This window comes from Microbacterium limosum, assembly GCF_036324365.1.
Taxonomy (GTDB): Bacteria; Actinomycetota; Actinomycetes; order Actinomycetales; family Microbacteriaceae; genus Microbacterium; species Microbacterium limosum.
This window is the reverse complement of record NZ_CP137080.1, coordinates 1,399,589-1,422,341: the sequence shown is the minus strand read 5'-3', so window position 1 is coordinate 1,422,341 and position 22,753 is coordinate 1,399,589. Positions and strand designations below refer to the sequence as shown.

Below are 22,753 nucleotides of genomic sequence, written 5' to 3'. Positions count from 1 at the left end.
TGCTTTCATGCGCGTCGACATCGTCTCGAAGGAGTATCCGCCCGAGGTCTACGGGGGTGCGGGAGTGCATGTCGCCGAACTGGTGCGCGCTCTCCGAGAGCGGATCGACGTGCGTGTGCGCGCGTTCGGCGCACCGCGCGAGGAGGCCGGAACAACAGCCTACGCAGTGCCGGCCGAACTGTCCCAGGCCAATACCGCCATCCAGACGCTCGGGGTCGATCTCGCCATGGTCGGGGACATCGCCGGCGCGGATCTCGTGCATTCGCACACGTGGTACGCCAACTTCGCAGGCCACACGGCGTCGCTCCTGCACGGCATCCCGCACATCGTGTCGGCGCACAGCCTGGAGCCGCTGCGGCCGTGGAAGGCGGAGCAGCTCGGCGGCGGATACGCCGTCTCGAGCTGGGTCGAGCGCACCGCGTACACGTCCGCCGCGGCCGTCGTCGCCGTTTCGGGCGGCATGCGCTCCGACATCCTGCGCTGCTACCCGGAGATCGACCCGGCCAAGGTGCACGTCATCTACAACGGGATCGACACCGAGGAGTGGGCGCCGCTGGAGGATCCGGAGACCCTGAGCGCGCTCGGTGTCGATGCCGACCGGCCCTCGATCGTCTTCGTCGGCCGCATCACCCGCCAGAAGGGCCTTCCGTACCTCCTCCGGGCGGCGGCGCACCTCCCGCCGGACGTGCAGCTGGTGCTCTGCGCCGGCGCCCCGGACACGCCGGAGATCCTGGCGGAGGTCGAGGACGCCGTGCGGCGGTTGCAGGAGAGCCGGGACGGGGTGATCTGGCACGATCGGGTGCTCTCCCGGCGAGAACTGCGGGTGCTGCTGACGGCAGCGACGACGTTCGTGTGCCCCTCCGTCTACGAACCGCTCGGGATCGTCAACCTCGAAGCGATGGCGTGCGGCGCGGCCGTCGTTGGCACGGCGACCGGCGGCATCCCGGAGGTCGTCGAAGACGGCGTGACGGGCCGGCTGGTCCCGATCGAGCAGATGCAGGACGGCACGGGCACGCCGATCAATCCAGACCGCTTCGTGGCCGACCTGGCGTCCGCGCTCACGGAGGTCACCGCCGACCGCCTCCGCGCACGCGAATTCGGCGAGGCGGGGCGCCGGCGTGCGGCCGAGCGGTTCAGCTGGACGCAGATCGCGGCGCAGACCGCGGAGCTGTACGCAACGGTCGTCGCCGCTTCCCGATGAGCGCGGCGCGAGCCGTTAGGCTGGGCCGCATGGCCCCAGTCCTGCAGTTCCGAGACGTCGTCGTGCGCCGAGACGGCCGAAACATCGTCGATCACCTGGACTGGGACGTGGCGCACGACGAACGCTGGGTGATCCTCGGGCCCAACGGGGCGGGCAAGACGACCCTGCTGCAACTCGCGGACACCCTGCTGCACCCGTCCTCGGGCGAGGTGGACGTGCTGGGGGAGCGCCTCGGGCGCACCGACGTGTTCGAGCTCCGCCCGCGCATCGGATTCGCGTCGTCGGCGATGGCCCGCCGCATCCCTCGCGAGGAGAGCGTGCTGGACTCCGTGCTGACCGCGGCGTTCTCGGTGACCGGTCGATGGACCGAGGAGTACGAGGACATCGACGAGCGCCGCGCGCTGCGCGTCCTCGCCGAGTGGCACCTCGACCACCTCGCCGACCGCACGTTCGGAACGCTGTCGGACGGGGAGCAGAAGCGCGTTCAGATCGCTCGCGCGGTGATGACCGATCCCGAGCTCCTCCTCCTCGACGAACCGACGGCGAGCCTCGATCTCGGGGCCCGTGAAGAGCTCTTGTCCCTGCTGGGAGGGTATGCGCAGGCGCCGACCACGCCGGCGATGATCATGGTGACGCACCACGTGGAGGAGATTCCCGTCGGGTTCACGCACGTCATGCTGCTCCGTGACGGCGCGGCGGTCGCGGCGGGGCCGATCGCGGACACTCTGACGGCCGAGAATCTGAGCGACACCTTCGGCGTCCCGATCACGCTCAGCGGGAGCGACGGGCGCTTCACCGCCCGCGCCGCCTGATCCACTCTCGACGCGGGTCATCTGGTAAAGTAGATCCTTGGTGCCGTGCGCACCGCAGACTTCCCGTCATCCGTCCACGCTCAAGGAACCGCCATGCAGACTGACATCCACCCCGACTACCAGGCCGTCGTTTTCCGCGACCTCGCGTCGGGCGAGACGTTCCTCACCCGCTCCACGGTGTCGAGCGACAAGACCATCGAGCTCGACGGCACGGAGTACCCGGTGATCGACGTCGAGATCTCCTCCGCGTCGCACCCCTTCTACACGGGCAAGCAGCGCATCATGGATTCGGCCGGTCGCGTCGAGAAGTTCAACCAGCGCTTCAAGAACTTCGGCAAGTAAGCCGCAGAGAAGGGGCCCCCGGCATGCGCCGCGGGGCCCCTTCTCGTTCACGGCGAGCGCGTCAGCGGATCGGCCAGGAGCCGTCCAGCCGGTCGTCCTTGTCGATCCGGCCGATGCGGACGAAGTACTCGGTCAGGCTTTCCGCCTGCGCCCGCGCCCAGGCGATCTGGCTCGTGTGAAGGCTCGCGCCGTCGGCGGGCAGACGATCCGCGAAGCGCTGTGCGAGCACCTGCGCGACACGGCCGGCGGCCACGGCGTCGGCCGCTGCCGTGTGCGCCGCCTCGAGAACGACCTCGTAGTGCGCGCAGACGGCATCGAGCGTGCGCTTGCCCTTGCGGTACCGGTCGACGCACTTGTCCAGCACGAGCGGATCGATGACCGGCGACGGGTTGAGTATCGGCGGGAGCCCGTTGCGCAGCGCCTCGTACTTGAGCATCGAGAAGTCGAAAGGGGCGTTGTAGGCGACCACCGGCAGTCCCTCGGCGAAGATGGCGCGCAGTGCGGCGACGATCTCCCCGACCACCTCGCGGGAAGGACGCCCGTGCGCCCGTGCGTGCGCCGTCGTGATGCCGTGCACGGCGGTGGCGCCTTCGGGGATGTCGACCCCCGGATCGGCGAGCCACGTGTACTGACGGACGAGACCGCCCTCGGCATCCAGCACCCCCACGTGCGCCGTCACGATGCGGTCCTCCGCCACGTCGACACCCGTCGTCTCCAGGTCGAACACGCCGATGCGGTCGCACCACGTCGCACTCGCGACGACCGGCGGCGCGGGGGAGGAGGCGTACGCGACGGCGCGGGGGGCGTCGAGGAAGTCGTCGTCGAAGAGCGGCTCGGGCGCGACGGGCTGCATACGGTCCACGTTATGGGCGCCGTCCGACACCGGTGCGCAGGCGCTCCGTGCACCGGCACTCCGAGGTGTTCGTAGACTCGACGAGTGCAGTCGATCCACCCGTACCGGGACGCCCTGTCCGCCGTGCCCGTGCGCCGGGACGAGGTGGAGGTGCTCGGCGGGCGCACGGCGTTCTGGGTGTACGGCGAGGATGACGCGCCGCACACCGTCCTCGCGATCCACGGCTTCCGCGGCGAGCATCATGGTCTCGAGCCCGTCGTCGCGCATCTTCCGCAGGTGAGGACGATCATGCCCGACCTCCCGGGCTTCGGCGAGACGGATCCGATCCCCGGGCGCCGACACGACCTCGACACCTACGTCGCGTGGTTGCACGCGTTCAGCGATCTCGTCGCCCCCGGCGCCGTCGTCCTGGGTCATTCGTTCGGGTCGATCGTCGCCGCGGCCGCCGTCGCGGACGGGCTCGAGACGCCGGGCCTCGTCCTGATCAATCCGATCGGCGCTCCCGCGCTCGAGGGACCGCGCGGCATCCTGACGCGTCTGGCCATCGGGTACTACGCGGCGGGCGCGCGGCTTCCCCGGCGCCTCGGCGAGGCGCTCCTGCGCAACGGGCTCGTCGTGCGGATCATGAGCGAGGCGATGGCCAAGACCCGCGACCGCGGGCTGAGGGCCTTCGTGCACGACCAGCACCGCCGGTACTTCTCCCGGTTCGCCGATCGGGACGTGCTGCACGAGGCGTTCGTCACGTCGGTGTCCCACGATGTGAGCCAGCCGGCGGCCCGGATCGATCGTCCGACCCTGCTCGTGGCGGCCGTGCAGGACGACATCACCCCGATCTCGGCGGTGCGGCGCCTGGCCGAGGTGTTCCCGCGCGCGCAGCTGGTGGAGATCGACGGCGTGGGTCACCTCATCCACTACGAGACGCCCGTCCCCGCCGCGCGGGCGATCAGTCGGTTCCTCGACGAGCCCGCCGTCTCCGGTACGCGTTGACGTTCATCCGGTTGCCGCAGTTGCCGGAGTCGCAGTAGCGCTTGGAGCCGTTGCGGGAGAAGTCGATGTAGACGCTGTCGCAGTCGCCCGCGTCGCAGAGGCGAACCCGCTCGTACGCATCCGCGCGGATGATGTCCACGAACGCCATGGCGGCCTCCACCAGGATGCGGGTGGCCAGCGGTGCGTCGTCGGTGGTGGCGTGGATGTGCCAGTCGTAGTCGTCATGGATGACGAGTCTCGGCAGGGCAGCCCCGTCCCGCAGCATGCCGTTGACGAGCGGGACCGCCCCCGTGCGATCGGTGAGCCACAGCGCCCTCAGCCGCGGTCGGATCGCCCGCAGCTCCTCCAGCTCGGCGGCGTCGCGGCGGAGGGTGCCCGAGTACCGGTGGGTCTGGAGGAAGGCATCGAGGTCGGCGGCGCCGGGGGCGTCTCTTCGGTGCGCCGAGGCATCCTCCTCGGTCTCGCCTCGGCCGTGACCTTCGCTTCGAGCGGCTCCTTCCTCAAACCGCTCCTCGAGGCGGGATGGACGCCCGGCGCCGCGGCGCTGTGGCGCATGGCAGGGGCCGCACTCGTCCTGCTTCCGGTGCTCGTCATCGCCCTGCGTCGGGACCCCGGACTTCTCCGGAGACACGGTGCGCTCATCCTCGGCTTCGCCGCGACGGGTGTGGTCGGCTGCCAGGTGCTTCACCTCTCCGCGATCGAACGGATGCCCGTGGCGGTGGCCCTCCTCGTGCAGTACCTCGCCCCGGTGCTCATCGTCGCCTGGATCTGGGCGCGGACGCGGCGCGCGCCCCGCCGCTCGGTGCTGGCCGGCACGGCCGCGAGCGTGTGCGGTCTGATCCTCGTCATCGATCTCTCAGGGGCCTCGTTCGACCCGATCGGCGTCGGCTTGGCGCTCGGGGCGGCCGTGTCGATGGCGGTTTACTATCAGCTCTCGGAGCACGCGGGGGAGGGGATCGCACCACTGACGCTGGTCGCCGCGGGAATGGCGGCGGGCGCCGTGATCACCGGGCTGCTGTGCCTGGCCGGCCTGCTGCCGTATGCGGCGCCGCCGGTGTCGGTGCCCCTCGGCGGAATGGTCGTCCCGTGGTTCGTCCCGCTCGGGTGGGTCGCCGTGGTCGCGACGGCGGTGGCGTACTCATTGAGCGTGCTCGCGGTGCTGCGGATCGGAGCCCGACTCGCGGCTTTCGTGGGGCTCGCGGAAGTCCTCTTCGCCGTCCTGTTCGCGTGGATCCTGTTGGCCGAGGCGCCGACCCTCGTGCAGGCGGCGGGCGGCGTGCTCATCGTCGCCGGTGTCGTGCTGGTCCGCGCGGGAACGCCCTCACCGGATGCGCTGGCTATGCCGTCTTCGCCGTCGCCATGAGCGGTGAGACGCGGTACGGGATGACCTCGCCCATCACGAGCGACGTCTCGGTGCGCTCCACGCCCGGGACCGCGAGGATGCGGGCGTCGACGTCGAACAGGTGCCGGGCATCGCGACAGGCCACGTGCACGAGCAGATCGACCTGACCGCTGAGACCGTACGCCTGGATGATCTCGGGGATCTCGGCGAGCGCCGCCGCGATGCCGGGCAGCTCGGTCTGGCGGACGAGCACCGAGATCGCGGCCTGAAGCGGGAAGCCGAGCGTGTGCGGGGCGATCGTTCGCTCGAAGGAGAGGAAGACCCCGCTGCGCTCGAGCTTGGCCATGCGGGCCTGGACGGTGTTCCGCGACAGCCCCAGGCGTTCGGAGAGCCCCACGACCGTGGCGCGCGGGTCGTCGGAGAGGGCGCTCAGGAGGGCGAGGTCCACATGGTCGAGCTTGCTCATGATGCTGAACTTTATCACGCGGCGGTCCGTGCATCCGACGCAGGATGCTCAGTATGTGCGCAGTACGTTGAGCGAGGTGCGAATCATCGACGCATGCGCGCACGCCCGCCCGCCCGGACCTGCCACTAGGCCGGAGAAGCGGTGCTCGGGGAGGGAGTGGCCGCCGGGGTCGCGTCGGTCTTGGGGAAGAAGAGACCGAGGCCGTGGGTGCGGAGCACCTCGTAGGCATCCGCATACGTCTGCGGCTCCGGGGTGTCCGGTGGCCCGTAGCGGGCGAGGAGGAGCCCGAGCAGTCCCTTGCCGGGTTGGCTCAGCGGCTTGAGGCGGTGCTTGCCGTGTGCGAGGTCGGCGAGGGAGTCCTCCTCCGCGTTCGGTTGCACCCACATGGGGTGCACGAGGGGCCACGTGGCGGGGTCGCGGGGCGCGTCCAGGTTCACGACGGAGAAGAGATCGTTCGCGGCCGCATCGCGGCGCGTCAGGGGCTGCAGCCCGTGCAGGCGACAGAGGGTGCGGATGACGGCGGCATGATGCATCTCGTCCTGGATGATCGTGCCCGCCCGCGTGTACGCCGATACCGCGATGGCGGGGACCCGTGCACCGAGCCGGTCGAACGTGAAACCCATCTCGCCCGCGGGCGCATCCGCGTGCGGGGGTGTCGCCGTCGGCGGCGGGACGTGATCGTACGTCCCGCCGTGCTCGTCGAAGGTGATGAGCAGCAGCGTGTTCAGCGCATTCGAGCCGTTCGGCGCGGAGCTCGTGCGGATGGCGTCGTAGACGCTCGCGACGAGGGCCTCGCCGGCCCGCACATCGGAGACGGCGGAGTCGGCGAGGTACTCCCCGTCGACGTCGCTCTCCCGGAGCGTCCCGAACGGCGGGTGGAAGTCGTTGTGGTTGTAGACCATCCGCGGCTCGATGAACGCGTAGGCGGGAAGGGCGCCGGACGCGGCATCCTCGAAGAACTGCGTCATGTAGGCGAAGCGGCCGGTTTTCCAGTACTCCTCCAGCACTGGAGCGTGCATGACGCCCGTGAGGGAGACCAGCTGGAGTTCGTCGAAGTAGATCCGCCACGACTGCCCGGCCTCCTCGAGCCGGTTGAAGATGGTCGGCGCCGGGTCGGCGTCCAGCCACTTTCCGTACCCGCCGCCGTGCTTGTTCGTGACGAAGCCGTGCGAAGTCGACGCGTGGAAGAACGAACGGTTGCAGTAGGTCTGACTCGGCACGGCCGCGAACCAGTGATCGAACACCGCGAACTCGCGAGCGAGCGTGGAGAGCACGGGGAGCATGTCGGGGGAGAAACCGCCCATGATCTGGTTGGCCTGATCGTCCGTCGGTGCGGTGCCGCGGTTGAGCCGCTCGTAGTTGATCCGGTAGTCGCGCAGGAAGCCGTCCATCGTCGGTGTCGCTCCCACCGAGGGGGAGTTGTAGGGATGACTCATCTCCTCGACCCAGAGCCGCGAGTTCTCCGCGGGATCGACGATCCCGAAGAGCTGCGTGTTGACGTGCGGGTACTCCTCGCCGGGGTCGGGGTTCGGAAGACCCATGATCGTGTCGGTCGCGCCGCTGTAGACGTGCGCGGGCACCGGCGTGCCGTCCGGAGCGGGGTTGGAGTAGTCGCCGAATGCGAGCCCCTCGAAGCTCTGGCCGGCGGGGAGGGTATCGGGCGTGTAGAGCCAGCCGAGCATGTTGTCGAACGAACGGTTCTCACCCATGAGCACGACGACGTGCGCGAATCCGGGTTCGTCGCGCACGTCCGGGGCGGCGCCGGGTGAGCCCTCGGCTACCGAGCCCCCGATCGCGGCGCCGACAGCGCCACCCGCCGCCGCCCCCGCGATGAAGCCGGCCGCGGTGAGACCCCCGGCGCGCAGGAAGTCGCGGCGGCTCCGCTCGCGCGGGCGGCTCTCACGCGCCTCGGTCACATCACGGACGGGCTTCCCGCCGGGCGAGTCCTCCCTGCCGTCGTCCATTTCGATCCCTCCGTCATCGCCGATCGTAACGACGTCTGCGGGGGCCGGGCATCAGGAGCGGTGGCTACGCCGCCACCGCCGTGTAGGAAAGCAGCCTCATCCCGTTGCGCTCGACGAGGAATGTGTGGGCGGAGCCGTTCTCCAGGCGTTCGCCGGGGAGGGGAGCGACGTCGCTGGAGGCGTGACCGATGAGCTCGCGGATGAGCGCCCCGTGCGAGACGACGACGACCGACGCGGGGGCGGGCGCGGTCTCCGCACGCACATCGCGCACGACCCGGCGCACGGCCCGCAGCGCGCGGGAGCGGAGGTCCGGGCGGGATTCCGCGCCTGGCACGTCGTCGCGGGGGCCGGCACCGAAGCGCTCGATGAAGTCCGCCACGAGCATTCCTTCCGCCTCGCCGTACGAGCGCTCTCGTAGCTCGGGGTACACACGCTCCGGCGCGGGTTCGAGGCCCATGCGCCCGCCGATGATCGCCGCGGTCTCGCGCGCTCGCTCGAGATCGCTGGAGACGATCCGCGCCCCGACGCTCGTCAGCGTCTCGGCGAGGACATCGCCGATGGCCCGCGCCTGGTCCCGACCCGTGTCGTTGAGGGGGATGTCCGTGGCCCCCTGGATGCGGTGTGCGAGGTTCCAGTCCGTCTGTCCGTGGCGCACGATCGTGAGGGTCGTCATCCCCTCGATCCTACGGGCACCGCCGGCGGCTCAGCGCGCGGCGGGAAGCGCGGACGCGAACGCGTCGAGCACCTCGCTGGCCCCGGCATCCACCTTCACGGTCGCCTTGGCATCCGCACGCGTCGATCCCCGGTTCACGATGATGACGGGCAGGCGTCGTCGGCGGGCGCGTTCCACCAGGCGGATGCCGGAGTTGACCACGAGCGAGGACCCGGCGACGACGAGGGCCTCGCTGCGGTGCACGAGCTGCTCCGCCTCGCGGAACTTCTCGGCGGGGATGAACTCCCCGAAGAACACGACGTCGGGCTTGAGCATTCCGCCGCACACCGTGCAATCGGGGATGACGAAATCGTCCGTGCTCGCCGGGAGCACGTCTCCATCGGGGCCGAGCGGGACGTTCTCCGGGACGGCGACCCACGGATTGTCGATCTCCACCCGCTCGGCGATGTCGCGGCGGTCGAACACCTGCCCGCAGTGCGTGCACAGGACGCGGCGCATCGTGCCGTGGAGCTCGACGACCCGGCTGCTGCCGGCACGCACGTGAAGACCGTCCACGTTCTGCGTGACGACGCCGGTGGACAGTCCCGAAGCCTCCAGCCGGGCGATCGCCGTGTGGCCCAGGTTGGGTTGCGCGCTCGAGAAGGCCTTCCATCCGAGATGGCTGCCGACCCAGTACCGGCGCCGCGCGGCGGCATCGGTCAGGAACTGCTGGGCCGTCATGGGAGTCCGGGTGGGAGCGCCCTGTCCCCGGTAGTCCGGAATGCCGGAGTCGGTGGAGACGCCCGCCCCCGTGAGGATCGCGAGGCTGCGGCCCGCGAGGGCGTCGATCGCTCGACCGACCTGGGCGGTAGCCAGGGAACCCTCGTGCGTGACCAAGACCATTGGGGTGCGTCCTCCTCGCGTGCGGCAAGTGTACGCGGCCTCCTTTACCGGGATGTTACGCGGGCGGCCGGTGTCGGGCGTCGGCTAGCGTGGACGGGTGCGGGAAGCCGGAGGACCGTGGGTCGAGCGCGTGGACGACCCCGCGGACCCCCGCCTGGCGGACTTCCGCGACCTGACCGATGTCGCGCTGCGGCGCATCAGCGAGCCCGCCGGCGGACTCTACATCGCCGAATCGGGCAAGGTGCTCGCTCGCGCGCTGGCGGCGGGTCACCGGCCACGCGCCGTGCTCGTGCAGGAGAAGTGGCTGCCGGAGGCGCGCGCGCTGCTCGCCGGCGTCGAAGCGCCGATCTACCTCACGGATGCCGCGGTCGCCGAGTCGCTGACGGGATACGCGGTGCACCGGGGTCTTCTCGCATCCATGCACCGGCCTCCGGACCGGCCCGTCGCCGACGTGCTGTCGGGCGCTCGTCGCGTACTGATCCTCGAGGACATCGTCGACCACACGAACGTCGGGGCGGCCTTTCGCGGCGCCGCCGGCCTCGGTGCCGACGCCGTGCTGGTCACCCCGCGCTGTGCCGATCCGCTCTATCGGCGGAGCGTCCGGGTGAGCATGGGCACGGTCTTCCAGGTGCCCTGGACGCGCCTTCCCGAGTGGGACGACGCCCGCGGCATCCTCCAGGGCGCGGGGTGGCACATCGCCGCCCTCGCGTTGTCGGACGGGGCCGTCGGGCTCGAGCAGTTCGCCGCCGCCCCGCCGGACCGCGTGGCTCTCGTGCTCGGGGCGGAGGGCGACGGCCTCAGCCGGTCCGCCCTCGCGGCCGCGGACACGATCGTGACCATCCCGATGGCCGGAGGGGTGGACTCGCTCAATGTCGCGGCCGCCAGCGCCGTCGCGCTCTGGGCGCTTCGCGTGCCGCCCGCGGGCTGACGCCGCTACCGCTCCGCCGAGGCGCGTGCGGTCAGGCGGTTGTACGGCAGTGCGTCCGGTCGCTTCGCCGTGACCTCGTCGCCGGAGGACTGGTGCCGCAGGCGACGCAGCACCCAGGGCACGAGGTGGGTGCGCGCCCACACCAGGTCGCCGACCCGCGCCGTGCGCCACGTCGTGACCGGCAGGGGATCCGGCTGCATGGGCACGAGGTCGTTCGGGACGTTCAGCGCGCGCAGCACCATGCGCGCGACCTCGTGGTGGCCGAGCGAGTTCAGGTGCAGACGGTCGGCGTCGAAGAAGCGCGGATCCTGGATCTCCTTCAGCGCCCACTGATCGGCGACGATGCAGTCGTACCTGTCGGCGATGGCGCGCAGGTTCTCGTTGTAGATGGCGATCTTGCCCCGCATCGAGCGGAACACCGGCTGCCACGCGACGTCGATGCCGGTGAACACGACCACCGTCGCGCCCCGGGAGGACAGCCGCGCGACGCCGTCCTCGAAGGTGGCGGCCACCGCGTCGGGGTCGGCGCCGGGGCGGATGATGTCATTGCCGCCGGCGCAGAACGTCACGAGGTCGGGGGTCAGCGCGAGGGCCGGCTCCACCTGCTCCTCGACGATGCGGCCGATCAGGCGCCCCCGGACCGCGAGATTGGCGTATGCGAAGTCGTCGACCTGCATGGCGAGCACCTCCGCGACGCGATCGGCCCAGCCGCGGTGCCCGCCCTCCAGGCTCGGCTCGGGATCGCCGATCCCCTCGGTGAAGGAGTCGCCGATCGCGACGAACCGGCGCCAGGGGTGGGCTCCGGTGTTGGCGATGTAGGGCGTGCGGTGAGGAAGATCCGTCTCCTCCGACGACATGGGCCTCTCCTCGGTTCGCGGACCCTTCGACACTACCCCGGCACTCCGGTTCCGACCAGGTGGGACGGGGTGCCACGGGCGGCCCGACGTCCGCGGGGTCGTCTATCGTGGTCATCCGTGCCGGCGCCCGGCGGCACGGCGACGGAGCGCCCGCTCACGCGGCGTCCGAGGAGGCTGGAGACGGATGACGGAGCAGGCGACCGCGGCCCATGTCGGCAGCTTCGCCGCGGAGCACCTGTCGCCCGCCTACCCGCAGCGAGCCCCGTGGGGGACGGCGCAGCGCCTGCGCGCGTGGCAGGCCGAGGCCCTCGACGAGTACTTCGCCCTCGACGGGCCGGACGGCCCCGGCAAGGGTCCGCGCGACTTCCTCGCAGCGGCGACCCCGGGCGCCGGGAAGACGACCTTCGCCCTCCGCCTGGCGACGGAGCTGCTGCGACGACGGGTCGTGACGCGCATCGTCGTGGTGGCCCCGACCGAGCACCTCAAGACCCAGTGGGCGGATGCCGCGGCCCGCGTCTCGCTGCGCCTCGATCCCGCCTTCAGCAATCGCCACAGCGTCCCCGCCCGGCACTACCACGGCGTCGCGGTCACGTACGCGCAGGTGGCGGTCAAGGCATCCGTGCACCAGCGCCTCACCGAGGACGCGCGCACGCTCGTCATCCTGGACGAAGTGCATCACGGCGGGGATGCGCTCAGCTGGGGCGATGCCCTCCGGGAGGCCTACGGGCGCGCGACCCGCCGGCTGCTGCTGTCGGGAACGCCCTTCCGCAGCGACACGGCCCCGATCCCCTTCGTCGAGTACCACCCGGACGACAAAGGTATCCGCATCTCCCGCACCGACTACGCCTACGGGTATCGCCGCGCGCTCGAGGACGGCGTCGTCCGCCCGGTCATGTTCCTCGTCTACGCCGGGAAGATGCGGTGGCGAACGCGCACCGGCGACGAGATGGAGGCGCATCTCGGTCAGGACAACACGAAGGACGTCAACGCGCAGGCGTGGCGCACGGCGCTGGATCCGCAGGGCGACTGGATCCCCGCCGTCCTGCGCTCCGCGGACCGCAGGCTCACCGAAGTGCGGGAGCAGATCCCGGACGCGGGCGGCCTCGTCATCGCCACCGACCAGACCGCCGCCCGCGCGTACGCCGCGATCCTCGCCGACATCTCGGGCGAGCCGCCCACGGTGGTGCTCTCGGACGAGGCGGAGGCGTCGCTGCGCATCGAGACGTTCTCGGCCTCGACCTCGAGGTGGCTCGTGGCCGTGCGCATGGTCTCTGAGGGCGTCGATGTTCCTCGCCTGGCCGTCGGCGTCTACGCGACGAGCGCCTCGACGCCCCTCTTCTTCGCGCAGGCCATCGGGCGCTTCGTACGGGCCCGGCGGCGCGGCGAGACGGCCAGTATCTTCCTCCCCAACGTGCCTCCCCTTCTCGCCCTCGCGAACGAACTGGAACGCGAGCGGGATCATGCTCTCGACCGCGACGCGGACGGCGAGGACGAGTGGGCGCTCGACGACGACCTCATGGATGCCGCGGAGCGGGAGGAGAAGGCCTCCGACGCCCTCACGCAGGAGTTCACCTACCAGGCGCTCGGATCGCTCGCGCACTTCGACCGCGTGCTCTACGACGGCAAGGAATTCGGCCAGCTGGCTGTTCCCGGCACGCCGGAGGAGGAGGAGTTCCTCGGGATTCCGGGGCTGCTCGAGCCCGAGCACGTCCACGAGCTGCTGCTGCAGCGGCAATCGCGTCAGTCACGGCACCGCAAGAAGCGTGAGGCGACTGGGCCCGGGGGAGAGGCGGAACCGGCCGATCACCTGCCGCCGCAGGCGCTTCACCGCAGCCTGAAGGAGCAGCGGCAACTGCTGAACAGCCTCGTGGGTCTCTACGCGCGCCAGAGCGGCGAGCCGCACGGCATGGTGCATGCCGAGCTGCGCCGGATGTGCGGGGGTCCGGCGGTGTCGCACGCGACCGTGGCGCAGCTGCAGGCGCGCATCGAGGTGCTGCGCAAACGCGTCCGCTCCTGAGCCGGGTACGGCGCCGTTCGGATCCCCGAAATGCTGTCAATCCGTGACTCTGCCGGGCGCGCGGGCGGGCGCGACCCTACGGTGGAGTGGTCCCCCACCACCCGCCGCCGATCTGGAGGCAGCATGATCGCGCCCGTCAGCGAGACGCCCACCGCCGCCGACCGCCGCCGATGGGCGCGCTACCTCGTCGATGAACGCGCCGAGGCGCGCGTATACCGCGAGCTCGCGACCCGCAAGAGCGGGGAGGAGCGTGAGATCCTCCTGGCCCTCGTCGAGGCGGAGCGCCGTCACGAGGCGCACTGGCTCTCGCTGCTCGGCGGCGAACCCGCCAAGCTGCCCGGCCCCGGCATGCGGACGCGGGCGCTGGCCTGGATGGCGCGTCGCTTCGGCACGATCTTCGTGCTCGCCCTCGCGCAGAACGCGGAGGGGCGGTCGCCGTACGACGCGGAGCGGTTCGCCACCCCCGCCATGCGCGCGGACGAGAAGATCCACCATGAGGTCGTGCGCGGTCTCGCGGCGCGGGGCCGGCGGCGTCTGTCGGGCACGTTCCGCGCGGCGGTCTTCGGTGCGAACGACGGTCTCGTCTCGAACCTCGCCCTCGTGATGGGCATCGGGGCTACGGGCGTCGCACCGCAGTTCGTGCTCTTCAGCGGTGTCGCGGGGCTGCTGGCGGGCGCACTCTCGATGGGGGCGGGCGAATTCGTCTCGGTCAAGTCGCAGCGCGAGCTGCTGACGTCCACCGAGCCCAGCGCGTACGCCGACGACGTGCTGCCCGATCTGGACCTGGACGCGAACGAGCTCGCGCTCGTGTACCGCACCCGCGGACTGACGAGCGCGGCGGCGATCGAACGCGCGCGCACCGTCCTGGAGGCCGCTCGCGCGGCGGCACCCGGAGACCGGGATCGCGCAGGCCTCGGCAGCGCCGAACAGCACGAGATCGTCGGGGGTGCGTGGGGGGCCGCGGCATCCAGCTTCCTGTTCTTCGCCTCCGGCGCGATCATTCCCGTGGTGCCTTGGCTGTTCGGGCTGTCCGGGCTCGCAGCAGTCCTGCTCGCGCTCGTGCTGGTGGGGGCCGCGCTGCTGGCGACGGGCGCGCTCGTGGGCCTGCTCTCGGGGGCGCCGCCGCTTCGACGCGCGCTTCGTCAGCTGGCGATCGGCTTCGGGGCGGCCGCCGTGACGTATGCGCTCGGGCTGCTCTTCGGCGTATCCGCGGCCTGATCCCCAGAACGAGAAAAACCCCGGCTGAACCGGGGTTTCTCTCTCTGTGCGCGAGGGGGGACTTGAACCCCCACGCCCTATACGGGCACTAGCACCTCAAGCTAGCGCGTCTACCTATTCCGCCACCCGCGCGTGGGTGAGTTGCTTTCGCAACCGAGGGTCGACACTATCACGTTTCCGGCCGCGATCCCGACGCGGGTAGCCTGGTCGGCATGTCGCGGAACCCTGCTGCCCTCGTCTCCGCGGCGGGCGACGCGCCTCTGCCGGAAGTGGCGAGCATCGCCCGCGACCTGATCCGATTCGACACGCAGAACTGGGGCGGGGGCACGGCGCGCGGAGAGCGCGAGGCGGCCGAGTACGCCGGCGCGTACCTCGAAGCGCTCGGCCTCGAGGTGGACTACTTCGAACCGGTGCCGCGCCGCACGAACGTGCGCGCCGTGCTGCCCGGCCGCGATCGCCGCAGGCCCGCCCTCGTGCTCCACGGGCACCTCGACGTGGTCCCCGCGCCGCCGGAGGGCTGGAGCGTCGATCCGTTCGCGGGTGTCGTCCGCGACGGGATGCTGTGGGGCCGCGGTGCCGTGGACATGAAGGACATGGATGCCATGATCCTCACCTCCGTCGCCGATCTGGTGCGCTCCGGCGAACAGCCGGCGCGGGATGTCATCGTGACCTTCTTCGCCGACGAGGAGAACGGCGGCATCGAGGGCTCTCACCTGGTCGTGAAGGAGCGACCCGACTGGTTCGCCGGCGCGACGGAGGCGATCAGCGAGGTCGGCGGGTACTCGATCGATGTGGCGGGTCGCCGGGCGTATCTGCTGCAGGTGGGGGAGAAGGCCCTCGTGTGGATACGGCTCGTCGCGCGGGGCCGCGCCGCACACGGGTCGGCCGTGCACGAGGACAACGCCGTCATCCGCCTCGCCGAGGCCGTCGCCGCCGTCGGGCGCACGGAGTGGCCGGTGCGTCTGACCGCCACCACGACGGCGCTCCTGGCGGGACTGGGCGGAATCGTCGGAGATGCCGCCCTCGGGCCCGACGCCCTTGCGGCGAGGACGGGGCGCGCATCGGGCTTTCTGCGCTCGACGCTGCGCACCACCACGAACCCCACCGGCCTCGCGGCGGGCTACAAGCACAACGTCATCCCCGATCGAGCCGAGGCACTCATCGACGTGCGCGTGCTTCCGGGCACCGAGGCGGCGGCCCTCGCCGAGATCCAGCGGATCGTCGGCGACGACATCGAGATCGAGACCGTGCACAGCGACATCGGGCTCGAGGTCCCGTTCGAGGGCGACCTCGTCGACACGATGGTCGGGATGCTGGAGCGCCACGATCCCGGGGTCCCGGTCCTGCCGTACCTGATGGGCGGCGGCACCGACAACAAGGCCCTCGCCACCCTCGGCATCTCCGGATACGGCTTCGCGCCGCTGCGCCTTCCCCCCGACCTCGACTTCACCGGTATGTTCCACGGGGTGGACGAGCGCGTCCCCGTCGATGCCCTCGAGTTCGGACAGCGCGTGCTGACCGACCTGCTCAGGGTCTGCTGATCCTCGGATGCCGCGTCGCGGCACCCCTCTCATCCCGCACCGACGCGACCTCACCGGAAGGCGCCCATGCAGTTCATCGAAGCCCTCGTCCTCGGCATCATCCAGGGGCTGACGGAGTTCCTGCCGATCTCCTCGAGCGCCCACCTGCGCATCGTCGGCGAGTTCCTCCCTTCGGCCGAGGACCCGGGCGCGACCTTCACCGCGATCACGCAGATCGGCACGGAGGCCGCCGTCCTGGTCTACTTCTGGGGCACGATCGTGCGCATCATCTCGCGATGGGCGCAGTCGCTGACGGGCCGCGTCCCGCGCAACGACCCGGATGCGCGGATGGGTTGGCTCATCATCCTCGGAACGATCCCCATTGGCGCGCTGGGGTTCCTCTTCCAGGACGTCATCCGCGGGACCTTCCGCAACCTCTGGCTCGTGGCGATCGTGCTCATAGGGTTCGGGCTCCTCCTCGGCGCAGCCGACCGGTGGGGACGCCGACAGCGCGAACTGAAGGATCTGACCTACCCGCACGGGCTCGCGCTGGGCTTCGCACAGGCTCTCGCCCTGATCCCCGGCGTCTCCCGCTCCGGGGCGACGACGACACTCGGGCTCGCCCTCGGCTATACGCGGCCCGCGGCGGCCGAATACGCCTTCCTGCTGGCCGTTCCCGCCGTGTTCGGCTCGGGCCTGTACGAGCTGCTGCAGGCCTTCCAGGAGCCGGGTGGTCCCTACACGCTTCTCGACACGTTCGGCGCCACGGTGGTCGCCTTCGGGGTCGGTCTCGCGGTCATCGCGTTCCTGATGCGCTACCTCAAGCGCGGCAGCTTCCTGCCCTTCGTGATCTACCGCGTCGCCCTCGGCGTCGTGCTGATCGTGCTGCTCTCGGTGGGGGTTCTGCAGCCCTACTGAGCCAGCGACGCCCCGCGCGGGACGCACGATCGGGTGCGCCGCGCGGGCGTCAGCGGCGGGGTTCGTCGCCGCGCCCGGGCTTGCCGGGACCGTCGCCCCGGCGCCGGAGATAGCGCTCGAACTCCTGCGCGATGGCATCGCCCGATGCCTCGGGGGAATCCCACGTGTCGCGCGTCTGCTCGAGCTGGCGGATGTACTCCGTCATCTCCTCGTCGTCCGCGGCGGCCGCATCGATCGACGCCTCCCATGCGGCGGCCTGGGTGGGAAGGTCGCCCCGGTCGATCTTCGTGCCCGTGACGTCCTCGAGACGGTCGAGCAGGGCGAGCGTCGCCTTGGGAGAGGGGGTGTGACCGGCCACGTAGTGGGGCACGCTCGCCCACAGCGAGACCGTGGGGATGCCGGCGGCCTCGGCTGCCTGGGCGATGACCGAGAGGATGCCGATGGGCCCCTCGTAGGTGCTGCGTTCGAGACCGAGCTCGGTGCGCATCCTCTCGTTGTCGCTGCCACCGAACACCGAGATGGGGCGCGTGTGCGGCACATCGGACATCATCGACCCGAGCGCGACGAACCCCGTGATGTCCTCGCGCAGCGCGACGTCGACGAGCTCGGCGGCGAAGGCCTGCCAGGCGCGCGCGGGCTCGACGCCGGAGAGGAGCCACAGCTGCGTGCCGCGCGTGCGCCGCGCGGGGCGGGTGACGAGCGTCTCGGGCCACTTGAGGATGCGCCGGCCCTCGGCATCCATCGTGATGTGGGGCCGCGTGTACTGGTAGTCGAAGTACAGCTCGGGGTCCACGGAGTGCACGGTCTCCGTCTCACGACGCGATCGCAGCGCCTCGATGGCAGCGGAGGCCGCCTCGCCCGCGTCGTTCCAGCCGTCGAAGGCCGCCACGAGCACTCTGCGTCCGAGTCCGTCCACCGTGCCTCCCGTCTCGCCGATCGACGCTCGGGGGTGCGGGCCGATCCGGTTCCCTCAAGGATAGGTGCACGCGGTCCCTAGAGGCGGGGGTGCGCGGCAGCGGTGCGACCCCTGCCGCGGGTGGCGACCCGGCCCGCGGGTAGCATGGCCGGGTGAATCACCCTCTTCCTCGCGCCGTTCTGTGGGACATGGACGGAACCCTCGTCGACACCGAACCGCACTGGATCGCCGCGGAGACACCGCTCGTCGAGAGCTTCGGGGGAACGTGGAGCCACGAGCAGGCGCTTCAGCTCGTTGGGCTCGGCCTCGAGGACGCCGCGCGCATCTTCCAGGCCGCGGGGGTGCGGATGTCGGTGCCCGAGATCATCGACACGCTCACCGATCGCGTGCTCGAGTCGCTCGCCCGCGAGGGGGTGCCCTTCCGTCCGGGTGCGCGCGAGCTGCTCGCCGAGCTGAAGACCGCAGGCATCCCCACGGCATTGGTGACGATGTCGATGCGCCGCATGGCGACATCGATCGTCGACCTCATCGACTTCGACGCGTTCGATGTCATCGTCGCCGGCGACGACGTCGAGCGCCCCAAGCCCTTCCCCGACCCCTACCTGCGCGCCGCCGAGCTGCTCGGCGTCGATGTCGCGGACACGGTCGCCATCGAGGATTCGCCGAACGGGGTCCGCTCCGGTGTCGCCGCGGGATGCACCGTGCTCGGCGTGCCGAACATCGTCTCGCTCGAAGGGTCGGGGGCGTTCGCCATCGCCGCCTCGCTCGAGCGCATGGGCGTCGCGGAGATCTCGCGTCTTCATTCGGAGCGCTCCGCAGGCGCCCGCCGCGCCGAGGCCCTCCGGTGAGCGCCGCGACGACGCCCCGATCGAGCGGGCCCTTCGCTCTCGGTGACCGGGTGCAGCTGACGGGGCCGAAGGGCCGCCTCCACACGATCACGCTGCGTGAGGGAGGCGAGCTCCACACGCATCACGGTGTGCTCCGGCACGCCCAGCTCGTCGGCATCCCCGACGGGTCGGTCGTGGTCAACAGCGGCGGCCATGAGTACCTGGCGCTGCGTCCGCTGCTGCGCGACTTCGTCATGTCGATGCCCCGCGGCGCGGCGATCGTCTATCCGAAGGATGCCGCACAGATCCTCGCCGAGGCGGACGTTTTCCCGGGCGCGACCGTCGTCGAGGCCGGCGTCGGGTCGGGTGCGCTCTCGCTCTGGCTCCTGCGCGCGATCGGCGCAGGGGGGCGACTGCTGTCGTTCGAGCGCCGGCCGGAGTTCGCGGAGGTCGCCGAGGCGAACGTCGCGACGTTCTTCGGCGCCCATCCGCCGCAGTGGGAGGTGCGGGTCGGGGACCTGGCCGAGGAGCTGCCCCGTGCGACACCGGCGGGCTCCGTGGACCGAGTCGTCCTCGACATGCTGGCGCCCTGGGAGTGCATCGACGTCGTCGCCGAGGCCCTCACGCCCGGGGGGGTCGTGCTCTGCTACGTCGCCACCGCGACGCAGCTGTCGCGCGTCGCCGAGTATCTGCGGGGGACCGGCCTGTTCACCGAACCCGACGCGTCCGAGACCATGGTGCGCGGCTGGCACGTCGAGGGCCTGGCCGTCCGTCCGGACCACCGCATGGTGGCTCACACGGGCTTTCTCATCTCGGCACGCCGCCTCGCCCCGGGCGCGGTCGCTCCCGAGCAGAAGCGCCGCGCGTCCAAGAGCAGCTACGGCGACGAGGACGTGGAGCTGTGGACGCCCGGCGCCGTCGGGGATCGTGAGATCACCGACAAGAACCTGCGCAAGCGGGTGCGGGAGGCGCAGCGGGCGGCTTCCGCACGTCTGGGCGGCGCCGCCGGCGACGAGGACGACGAGGGCGCCGGTTCGGCGAGCCCGGCTCGCATAGACTGAAGCGCGTGCGTAAATTCCTCGCCCCTGTGACCGTCGCCGGCATCCTCGGTCTCGCGCTGGTCGGATGCTCCTCGCCCGCGGTGAACGACGACGGCTGCGAGCGGACGCTCAGCGCGTCGCAGGAGGCGATCGACCTCGTCACCGTGGAGGGCGACACCGACGACGTCCCGGACGTCGAGGCGTACACCCCCATCATGGCAAGCGAGTCGGAGTGGACCGACATCGTCGAGGGCGACGGGACCGCGGTCCGCGGCCTCGACCAGGCGATGGTGATCGACGTCGCGCTGTACAACGGCGCGACGGGCGAGCAGATCGCCACGACCCCGTACGACGGATCGCTCACGAGCGTGCTCACCCTCTCGCAGTGGACGCAGTCGTTTCCCGGCTTCGAGGACGCTCTCGCGTGCGCCCGTGAGGGCGGGCGGGTCGCCACCGTCCTCACCGGCGACGGGCTGAATGCCGAGGCCGCCGACGGGTTCGGCATCGGGGAGGGCGGCAGCGCCATCGCCGTGGTCGATCTGCGCAAGGTCTATCTCGACAAAGCCGACGGCGGCGACCAGTTCGTCGCCGGGCACAACCTTCCCACCGTCGTGCGCGCTCCCGACGGGCGCCCCGGCATCATCGTCCCCGAGGCCCAGCCGCCCGCCAACCTGCAGGTGCAGGTGCTGAAGAAGGGCGACGGCGAGGTCGTCACAGGCGATGCGCCCGTCCGTGTGCACTACACCGGCGTGCTGTGGGACGAGGGGACCGTCTTCGACTCCTCCTGGGAGAACGGCGCACCCGTCGCGTTCGAGCTCGACGCCGTCGTGGAGGGGTTCGGCGCGGCGCTCGAGGGTCAGACCGTCGGCTCCCAGATCCTCGCCGTCATCCCGCCCGACCTCGGCTACGGCGACCAGGGCAGCGGCAGCGTCCCGGCGGGCTCGACCCTGGTCTTCGTCGTCGACATCCTCGGGATCGACGCTCCCGCCGAGTGAGCGGGGCCGCGCCTAGGATTGAGGCGTGCCCCAGAAGATCACGCCGGAGGAGCGCCTGCTCAGCCTGACGGTCGCCCTTATGGCGAACCGATACGGGCTCACCAAGGAGCAGATCCTCTCGAGCGTGTCCGGGTACCGCGAGGCGCGCGCGGAGGGGCGCAGCGCAGACGCCCTCGAGAAGATGTTCGAGCGCGACAAGGACGCACTCCGCGAGCTCGGGATGCCGGTGCACACGCTCGGCGATGCCGCCGACCCGGACGACCTGCGCGAGGCACGCTACGTCATCCCGAAGGCCGAGTACGTCCTGCCCGAGGACATCGTCTTCACGCCCGCCGAGGTCGCGATCCTCGGGATCGCGGCGGCCGTGTGGGGGGAGAGCTCGATGTCGGGTGAGGCCCAGTCCGCCCTCCGCAAGATCCGGGCCCTCGGCATCGACGTCGACGAGCCGATCATCGGATTCGCGCCGCGCCTCTCCGCGAAGGACCACGCCTTCCCTGCCCTGCGGGCCGCGCACGACGCCCACCGCGTCGTGCGCTTCACCTACGTCAAGCCCGGCGACGACGTCCCGAGGGTGCGCACCGTGGAGCCGCACGCCCTGATCGACTACGACGGGCGCTGGCATCTCTACGGGTTCGATCGCGACCTCGCACAGGAGCGGACGTTCCTCCTGTCGCGCGTCGTGGGCGATGTCGAGCAGCTGCGTGATCGGTTCGATCCCGCAGCGGCGGCGGGAGCAGGCGAACGCGCGCGTCGAGGCCTCGACGAGGTCGCACGACGCAACAGCGCCCTCGTGCGCGTGCAGGAGGATTCCGAGGCCGCGCTGCGCCTGCGCCGACGAGGCAGCCGGGAGGACGACCTCGTGCGCATCCCCTTCGTCGACGTCCACGTGCTCGCGGACGAGCTGGCATCGTACGGTCCCGAGGTGACGGTCGTCTCGCCGGACGACCTCCGGGCCCAGGTGGTCGAGCGGCTGCAGCGCACGCTTGCGGCCCACGGGGTGACCGCGTGAGCGCCCGGCCGCCCCTGCTGGCGATCGACCGCGTCGCGCTCGTGATGAACCTCGTGCCGTACCTGGTCGAGAAGGGGCCGGTGCCGGTGGTCGACGCGGCCCGGGAGTTCGACGTCGAGCCCGATGTGCTCCGCCGCCTGGCTGAAGGCCTCGTGGTGATCGGCCTGCCGGAGGGCATGCACCACGAGCTCTTCGACATCGACTGGGATCTGCTCGACGAGCGCGACGAGCTGCAGCTGCTCAACACCGTGGCGTTCGAACGCGCTCCCCGGCTGACCGCGCGGGAGGCGGCCGCGCTCCTGGCGGGCCTGCAGCTCGCGCAGTCGGCGCCGGGCGTGGCGACGGGGGAGACGGTGCCCGCTCTGATCGCCAAGCTGTCCCGCGGCGCGAGCGCCGCTCCCAGCCAGCTCGTGGTCGCGGCGGATCCGGTGGACGAGGTCCGGGCGGCGGTGCGCGACGCCCTCGACAAAGGTGTCGCGCTGTCGTTCACCCACCACAAGCCGGATGCCGAGCCGACGACACGTACCGTCGACCCCGTCCGCATCCTCGTCAAGGACGACCAGTGGTACCTGCGCGGCTGGTGCCACCTCCGCCGCGACATGCGGACCTTCCACCTCGATCGCGTCACGGACGCCGTCGTGACGGACATCCCCGCCGCCGCCCGCGACGATCCCGAGACGACGATCTTCGCCCGCGAGGACGGCGCACTCGAGGCGACCATCCGCTTCGTCCCGCACGTCGCGCCGCTCCTCGGCCAGTACCTCGACTATGCCGAGATCACCGCGGGGGATCCCCTGTCGACCGCCCTGCTCCGGGTCGCCGATCCCGCTCAGCTGAAGCGGCTGGCCACGCGGCGGGGCGGGTCGGTGGAGGTTGTGGCCCCCGCCGAGGCTCGGCAGGCGACGGTCGAGTGGGCGCGCGCCGCGCTCGCGCAGTACGGCTGACGCGTGTGCGACGGATCCGCACGAGGACGCCGGGGTTAGACT

General features: G+C 71.2%; 23 protein-coding genes, 1 tRNA gene and 1 pseudogene. 15 read left to right on the top strand and 10 right to left on the bottom strand.

What is annotated here, in order from left to right; translation table 11 throughout:
- The first annotated feature begins 7 nt into the window (after window positions 1–7).
- The 3 genes from glgA (at window position 8) to RYJ27_RS06880 (ending at window position 2,355) form a co-directional block, all read left to right on the top strand.
- On the top strand, window positions 8–1,201 hold the full coding sequence (glgA, locus tag RYJ27_RS06890) for a glycogen synthase (RefSeq protein WP_330169631.1): 1,194 nt from the start codon (window positions 8–10) through the stop codon (window positions 1,199–1,201).
- Window positions 1,202–1,230: 29 nt separating this feature from the next.
- Window positions 1,231–2,013 carry an ABC transporter ATP-binding protein gene (locus RYJ27_RS06885; protein ID WP_330169630.1) on the top strand — a complete coding sequence of 261 codons (783 nt, stop codon included), beginning with the start codon at window positions 1,231–1,233 and terminating at the stop codon, window positions 2,011–2,013.
- 93 nt (window positions 2,014–2,106) lie between these two features.
- Window positions 2,107–2,355 (top strand): type B 50S ribosomal protein L31, encoded by a 249-nt coding sequence (locus RYJ27_RS06880; RefSeq protein WP_330169629.1) that lies wholly within the window; start codon window positions 2,107–2,109, stop codon window positions 2,353–2,355.
- A 61-nt stretch (window positions 2,356–2,416) separates the two neighbouring features.
- On the opposite strand, the gene RYJ27_RS06875 is transcribed toward RYJ27_RS06880, so the two are convergent.
- Complete coding sequence (locus RYJ27_RS06875) at window positions 2,417–3,208, bottom strand: exonuclease domain-containing protein (protein WP_330169628.1); 792 nt, start codon at window positions 3,206–3,208, stop codon at window positions 2,417–2,419.
- Window positions 3,209–3,292: 84 nt separating this feature from the next.
- On the opposite strand from RYJ27_RS06875, the gene RYJ27_RS06870 reads away from it, so the two are divergent.
- On the top strand, window positions 3,293–4,195 hold the full coding sequence (locus RYJ27_RS06870) for an alpha/beta fold hydrolase (RefSeq protein WP_330169627.1): 903 nt from the start codon (window positions 3,293–3,295) through the stop codon (window positions 4,193–4,195).
- Here RYJ27_RS06870 and RYJ27_RS06865 read toward each other — a convergent pair.
- Both RYJ27_RS06865 and RYJ27_RS06860 read right to left on the bottom strand, forming a co-directional pair.
- A complete protein-coding gene (locus RYJ27_RS06865; RefSeq protein ID WP_330172011.1) occupies window positions 4,152–4,343 on the bottom strand; it encodes a CGNR zinc finger domain-containing protein in 192 nt (63 codons plus the stop codon). The genes RYJ27_RS06870 and RYJ27_RS06865 overlap by 44 nt on opposite strands.
- A gap of 33 nt (window positions 4,344–4,376) precedes the next feature.
- Window positions 4,377–4,565 (bottom strand): annotated as a pseudogene (locus RYJ27_RS06860) (ABATE domain-containing protein); the annotation flags it as partial.
- Window positions 4,566–4,580: 15 nt separating this feature from the next.
- On the opposite strand from RYJ27_RS06860, the gene RYJ27_RS06855 reads away from it, so the two are divergent.
- Entirely contained in the window at window positions 4,581–5,558 is a 978-nt protein-coding gene (locus tag RYJ27_RS06855) for a DMT family transporter (RefSeq protein WP_330169626.1), read from the top strand.
- Here the strand turns inward: RYJ27_RS06855 and RYJ27_RS06850 are convergent.
- The 4 genes from RYJ27_RS06850 to RYJ27_RS06835 all read right to left on the bottom strand — a co-directional run bounded on the left by RYJ27_RS06850 (window position 5,533) and on the right by RYJ27_RS06835 (window position 9,522).
- Window positions 5,533–6,003, bottom strand: coding sequence for an Lrp/AsnC family transcriptional regulator (locus RYJ27_RS06850; RefSeq protein WP_330169625.1), 471 nt, complete (start codon window positions 6,001–6,003; stop codon window positions 5,533–5,535). The genes RYJ27_RS06855 and RYJ27_RS06850 overlap by 26 nt on opposite strands.
- A gap of 125 nt (window positions 6,004–6,128) precedes the next feature.
- Complete coding sequence (locus RYJ27_RS06845; protein ID WP_330169624.1) at window positions 6,129–7,967, bottom strand: alkaline phosphatase family protein; 1,839 nt, start codon at window positions 7,965–7,967, stop codon at window positions 6,129–6,131.
- A gap of 64 nt (window positions 7,968–8,031) precedes the next feature.
- Window positions 8,032–8,640, bottom strand: a complete 609-nt coding sequence (locus tag RYJ27_RS06840; protein WP_330169623.1) for a histidine phosphatase family protein — start codon at window positions 8,638–8,640, stop codon at window positions 8,032–8,034.
- 30 nt (window positions 8,641–8,670) lie between these two features.
- Window positions 8,671–9,522, bottom strand: a complete 852-nt coding sequence (locus RYJ27_RS06835; RefSeq protein ID WP_330169622.1) for a Sir2 family NAD-dependent protein deacetylase — start codon at window positions 9,520–9,522, stop codon at window positions 8,671–8,673.
- A 97-nt stretch (window positions 9,523–9,619) separates the two neighbouring features.
- On the opposite strand from RYJ27_RS06835, the gene RYJ27_RS06830 reads away from it, so the two are divergent.
- Entirely contained in the window at window positions 9,620–10,450 is an 831-nt protein-coding gene (locus tag RYJ27_RS06830) for a TrmH family RNA methyltransferase (RefSeq protein ID WP_330169621.1), read from the top strand.
- A gap of 5 nt (window positions 10,451–10,455) precedes the next feature.
- On the opposite strand, the gene RYJ27_RS06825 is transcribed toward RYJ27_RS06830, so the two are convergent.
- Window positions 10,456–11,307 carry an SGNH/GDSL hydrolase family protein gene (locus RYJ27_RS06825; protein ID WP_330169620.1) on the bottom strand — a complete coding sequence of 284 codons (852 nt, stop codon included), beginning with the start codon at window positions 11,305–11,307 and terminating at the stop codon, window positions 10,456–10,458.
- A 184-nt stretch (window positions 11,308–11,491) separates the two neighbouring features.
- Between RYJ27_RS06825 and RYJ27_RS06820 the strand changes: the two genes are divergently transcribed.
- Complete coding sequence (locus RYJ27_RS06820) at window positions 11,492–13,324, top strand: DEAD/DEAH box helicase (RefSeq protein ID WP_330169619.1); 1,833 nt, start codon at window positions 11,492–11,494, stop codon at window positions 13,322–13,324.
- Window positions 13,325–13,447: 123 nt separating this feature from the next.
- Window positions 13,448–14,542: a VIT1/CCC1 transporter family protein gene (locus RYJ27_RS06815; RefSeq protein ID WP_330169618.1), complete on the top strand. Its 1,095-nt coding sequence runs from the start codon at window positions 13,448–13,450 to the stop codon at window positions 14,540–14,542.
- A gap of 47 nt (window positions 14,543–14,589) precedes the next feature.
- On the opposite strand, the gene RYJ27_RS06810 is transcribed toward RYJ27_RS06815, so the two are convergent.
- A tRNA-Leu gene (locus RYJ27_RS06810) sits at window positions 14,590–14,674 on the bottom strand.
- An 80-nt stretch (window positions 14,675–14,754) separates the two neighbouring features.
- On the opposite strand from RYJ27_RS06810, the gene RYJ27_RS06805 reads away from it, so the two are divergent.
- Window positions 14,755–16,083: a M20/M25/M40 family metallo-hydrolase gene (locus RYJ27_RS06805; protein WP_330169617.1), complete on the top strand. Its 1,329-nt coding sequence runs from the start codon at window positions 14,755–14,757 to the stop codon at window positions 16,081–16,083.
- Window positions 16,084–16,149: 66 nt separating this feature from the next.
- Window positions 16,150–16,980 carry an undecaprenyl-diphosphate phosphatase gene (locus tag RYJ27_RS06800; RefSeq protein ID WP_330169616.1) on the top strand — a complete coding sequence of 277 codons (831 nt, stop codon included), beginning with the start codon at window positions 16,150–16,152 and terminating at the stop codon, window positions 16,978–16,980.
- Between the two features lie 49 nt (window positions 16,981–17,029).
- On the opposite strand, the gene RYJ27_RS06795 is transcribed toward RYJ27_RS06800, so the two are convergent.
- Window positions 17,030–17,896 (bottom strand): PAC2 family protein, encoded by an 867-nt coding sequence (locus RYJ27_RS06795; protein ID WP_330169615.1) that lies wholly within the window; start codon window positions 17,894–17,896, stop codon window positions 17,030–17,032.
- 188 nt (window positions 17,897–18,084) lie between these two features.
- Between RYJ27_RS06795 and RYJ27_RS06790 the strand changes: the two genes are divergently transcribed.
- Genes RYJ27_RS06790 through RYJ27_RS06770 form a run of 5 tightly spaced genes read left to right on the top strand, consistent with a single transcriptional unit; the run spans window position 18,085 to window position 22,711 of the window.
- Window positions 18,085–18,744 carry an HAD family hydrolase gene (locus tag RYJ27_RS06790; RefSeq protein ID WP_422732887.1) on the top strand — a complete coding sequence of 220 codons (660 nt, stop codon included), beginning with the start codon at window positions 18,085–18,087 and terminating at the stop codon, window positions 18,742–18,744.
- Complete coding sequence (locus RYJ27_RS06785; RefSeq protein WP_330169613.1) at window positions 18,741–19,784, top strand: tRNA (adenine-N1)-methyltransferase; 1,044 nt, start codon at window positions 18,741–18,743, stop codon at window positions 19,782–19,784. The genes RYJ27_RS06790 and RYJ27_RS06785 overlap by 4 nt, the downstream gene beginning before the upstream one ends.
- Before the next feature lie 5 nt (window positions 19,785–19,789).
- Window positions 19,790–20,758 carry an FKBP-type peptidyl-prolyl cis-trans isomerase gene (locus tag RYJ27_RS06780; RefSeq protein WP_330169612.1) on the top strand — a complete coding sequence of 323 codons (969 nt, stop codon included), beginning with the start codon at window positions 19,790–19,792 and terminating at the stop codon, window positions 20,756–20,758.
- Between the two features lie 25 nt (window positions 20,759–20,783).
- Window positions 20,784–21,767, top strand: a complete 984-nt coding sequence (locus RYJ27_RS06775) for a helix-turn-helix transcriptional regulator (protein WP_330169611.1) — start codon at window positions 20,784–20,786, stop codon at window positions 21,765–21,767.
- Window positions 21,764–22,711 (top strand): helix-turn-helix transcriptional regulator, encoded by a 948-nt coding sequence (locus RYJ27_RS06770; RefSeq protein ID WP_330169610.1) that lies wholly within the window; start codon window positions 21,764–21,766, stop codon window positions 22,709–22,711. Before RYJ27_RS06775 ends, RYJ27_RS06770 begins: the two co-directional genes overlap by 4 nt.
- The last annotated feature ends 42 nt before the right edge of the window (window positions 22,712–22,753 follow it).

Coding starts and splice junctions, on each gene's coding strand:
- RYJ27_RS06885 (WP_330169630.1), top strand. CDS start 1,231: ATGGCCCCAGTCCTGCAGTTCCGAGACGTCGTCGTGCGCCGAGACGGC.
- RYJ27_RS06820 (WP_330169619.1), top strand. CDS start 11,492: ATGACGGAGCAGGCGACCGCGGCCCATGTCGGCAGCTTCGCCGCGGAG.
- RYJ27_RS06840 (WP_330169623.1), bottom strand. CDS start 8,640: ATGACGACCCTCACGATCGTGCGCCACGGACAGACGGACTGGAACCTC.
- RYJ27_RS06815 (WP_330169618.1), top strand. CDS start 13,448: ATGATCGCGCCCGTCAGCGAGACGCCCACCGCCGCCGACCGCCGCCGA.
- RYJ27_RS06875 (WP_330169628.1), bottom strand. CDS start 3,208: ATGCAGCCCGTCGCGCCCGAGCCGCTCTTCGACGACGACTTCCTCGAC.
- RYJ27_RS06850 (WP_330169625.1), bottom strand. CDS start 6,003: ATGAGCAAGCTCGACCATGTGGACCTCGCCCTCCTGAGCGCCCTCTCC.
- RYJ27_RS06805 (WP_330169617.1), top strand. CDS start 14,755: ATGTCGCGGAACCCTGCTGCCCTCGTCTCCGCGGCGGGCGACGCGCCT.
- RYJ27_RS06880 (WP_330169629.1), top strand. CDS start 2,107: ATGCAGACTGACATCCACCCCGACTACCAGGCCGTCGTTTTCCGCGAC.
- glgA (WP_330169631.1), top strand. CDS start 8: ATGCGCGTCGACATCGTCTCGAAGGAGTATCCGCCCGAGGTCTACGGG.
- RYJ27_RS06790 (WP_422732887.1), top strand. CDS start 18,085: ATGGACGGAACCCTCGTCGACACCGAACCGCACTGGATCGCCGCGGAG.
- RYJ27_RS06835 (WP_330169622.1), bottom strand. CDS start 9,522: ATGGTCTTGGTCACGCACGAGGGTTCCCTGGCTACCGCCCAGGTCGGT.
- RYJ27_RS06825 (WP_330169620.1), bottom strand. CDS start 11,307: ATGTCGTCGGAGGAGACGGATCTTCCTCACCGCACGCCCTACATCGCC.
- RYJ27_RS06800 (WP_330169616.1), top strand. CDS start 16,150: ATGCAGTTCATCGAAGCCCTCGTCCTCGGCATCATCCAGGGGCTGACG.
- RYJ27_RS06865 (WP_330172011.1), bottom strand. CDS start 4,343: ATGGCGTTCGTGGACATCATCCGCGCGGATGCGTACGAGCGGGTTCGC.
- RYJ27_RS06845 (WP_330169624.1), bottom strand. CDS start 7,967: ATGGACGACGGCAGGGAGGACTCGCCCGGCGGGAAGCCCGTCCGTGAT.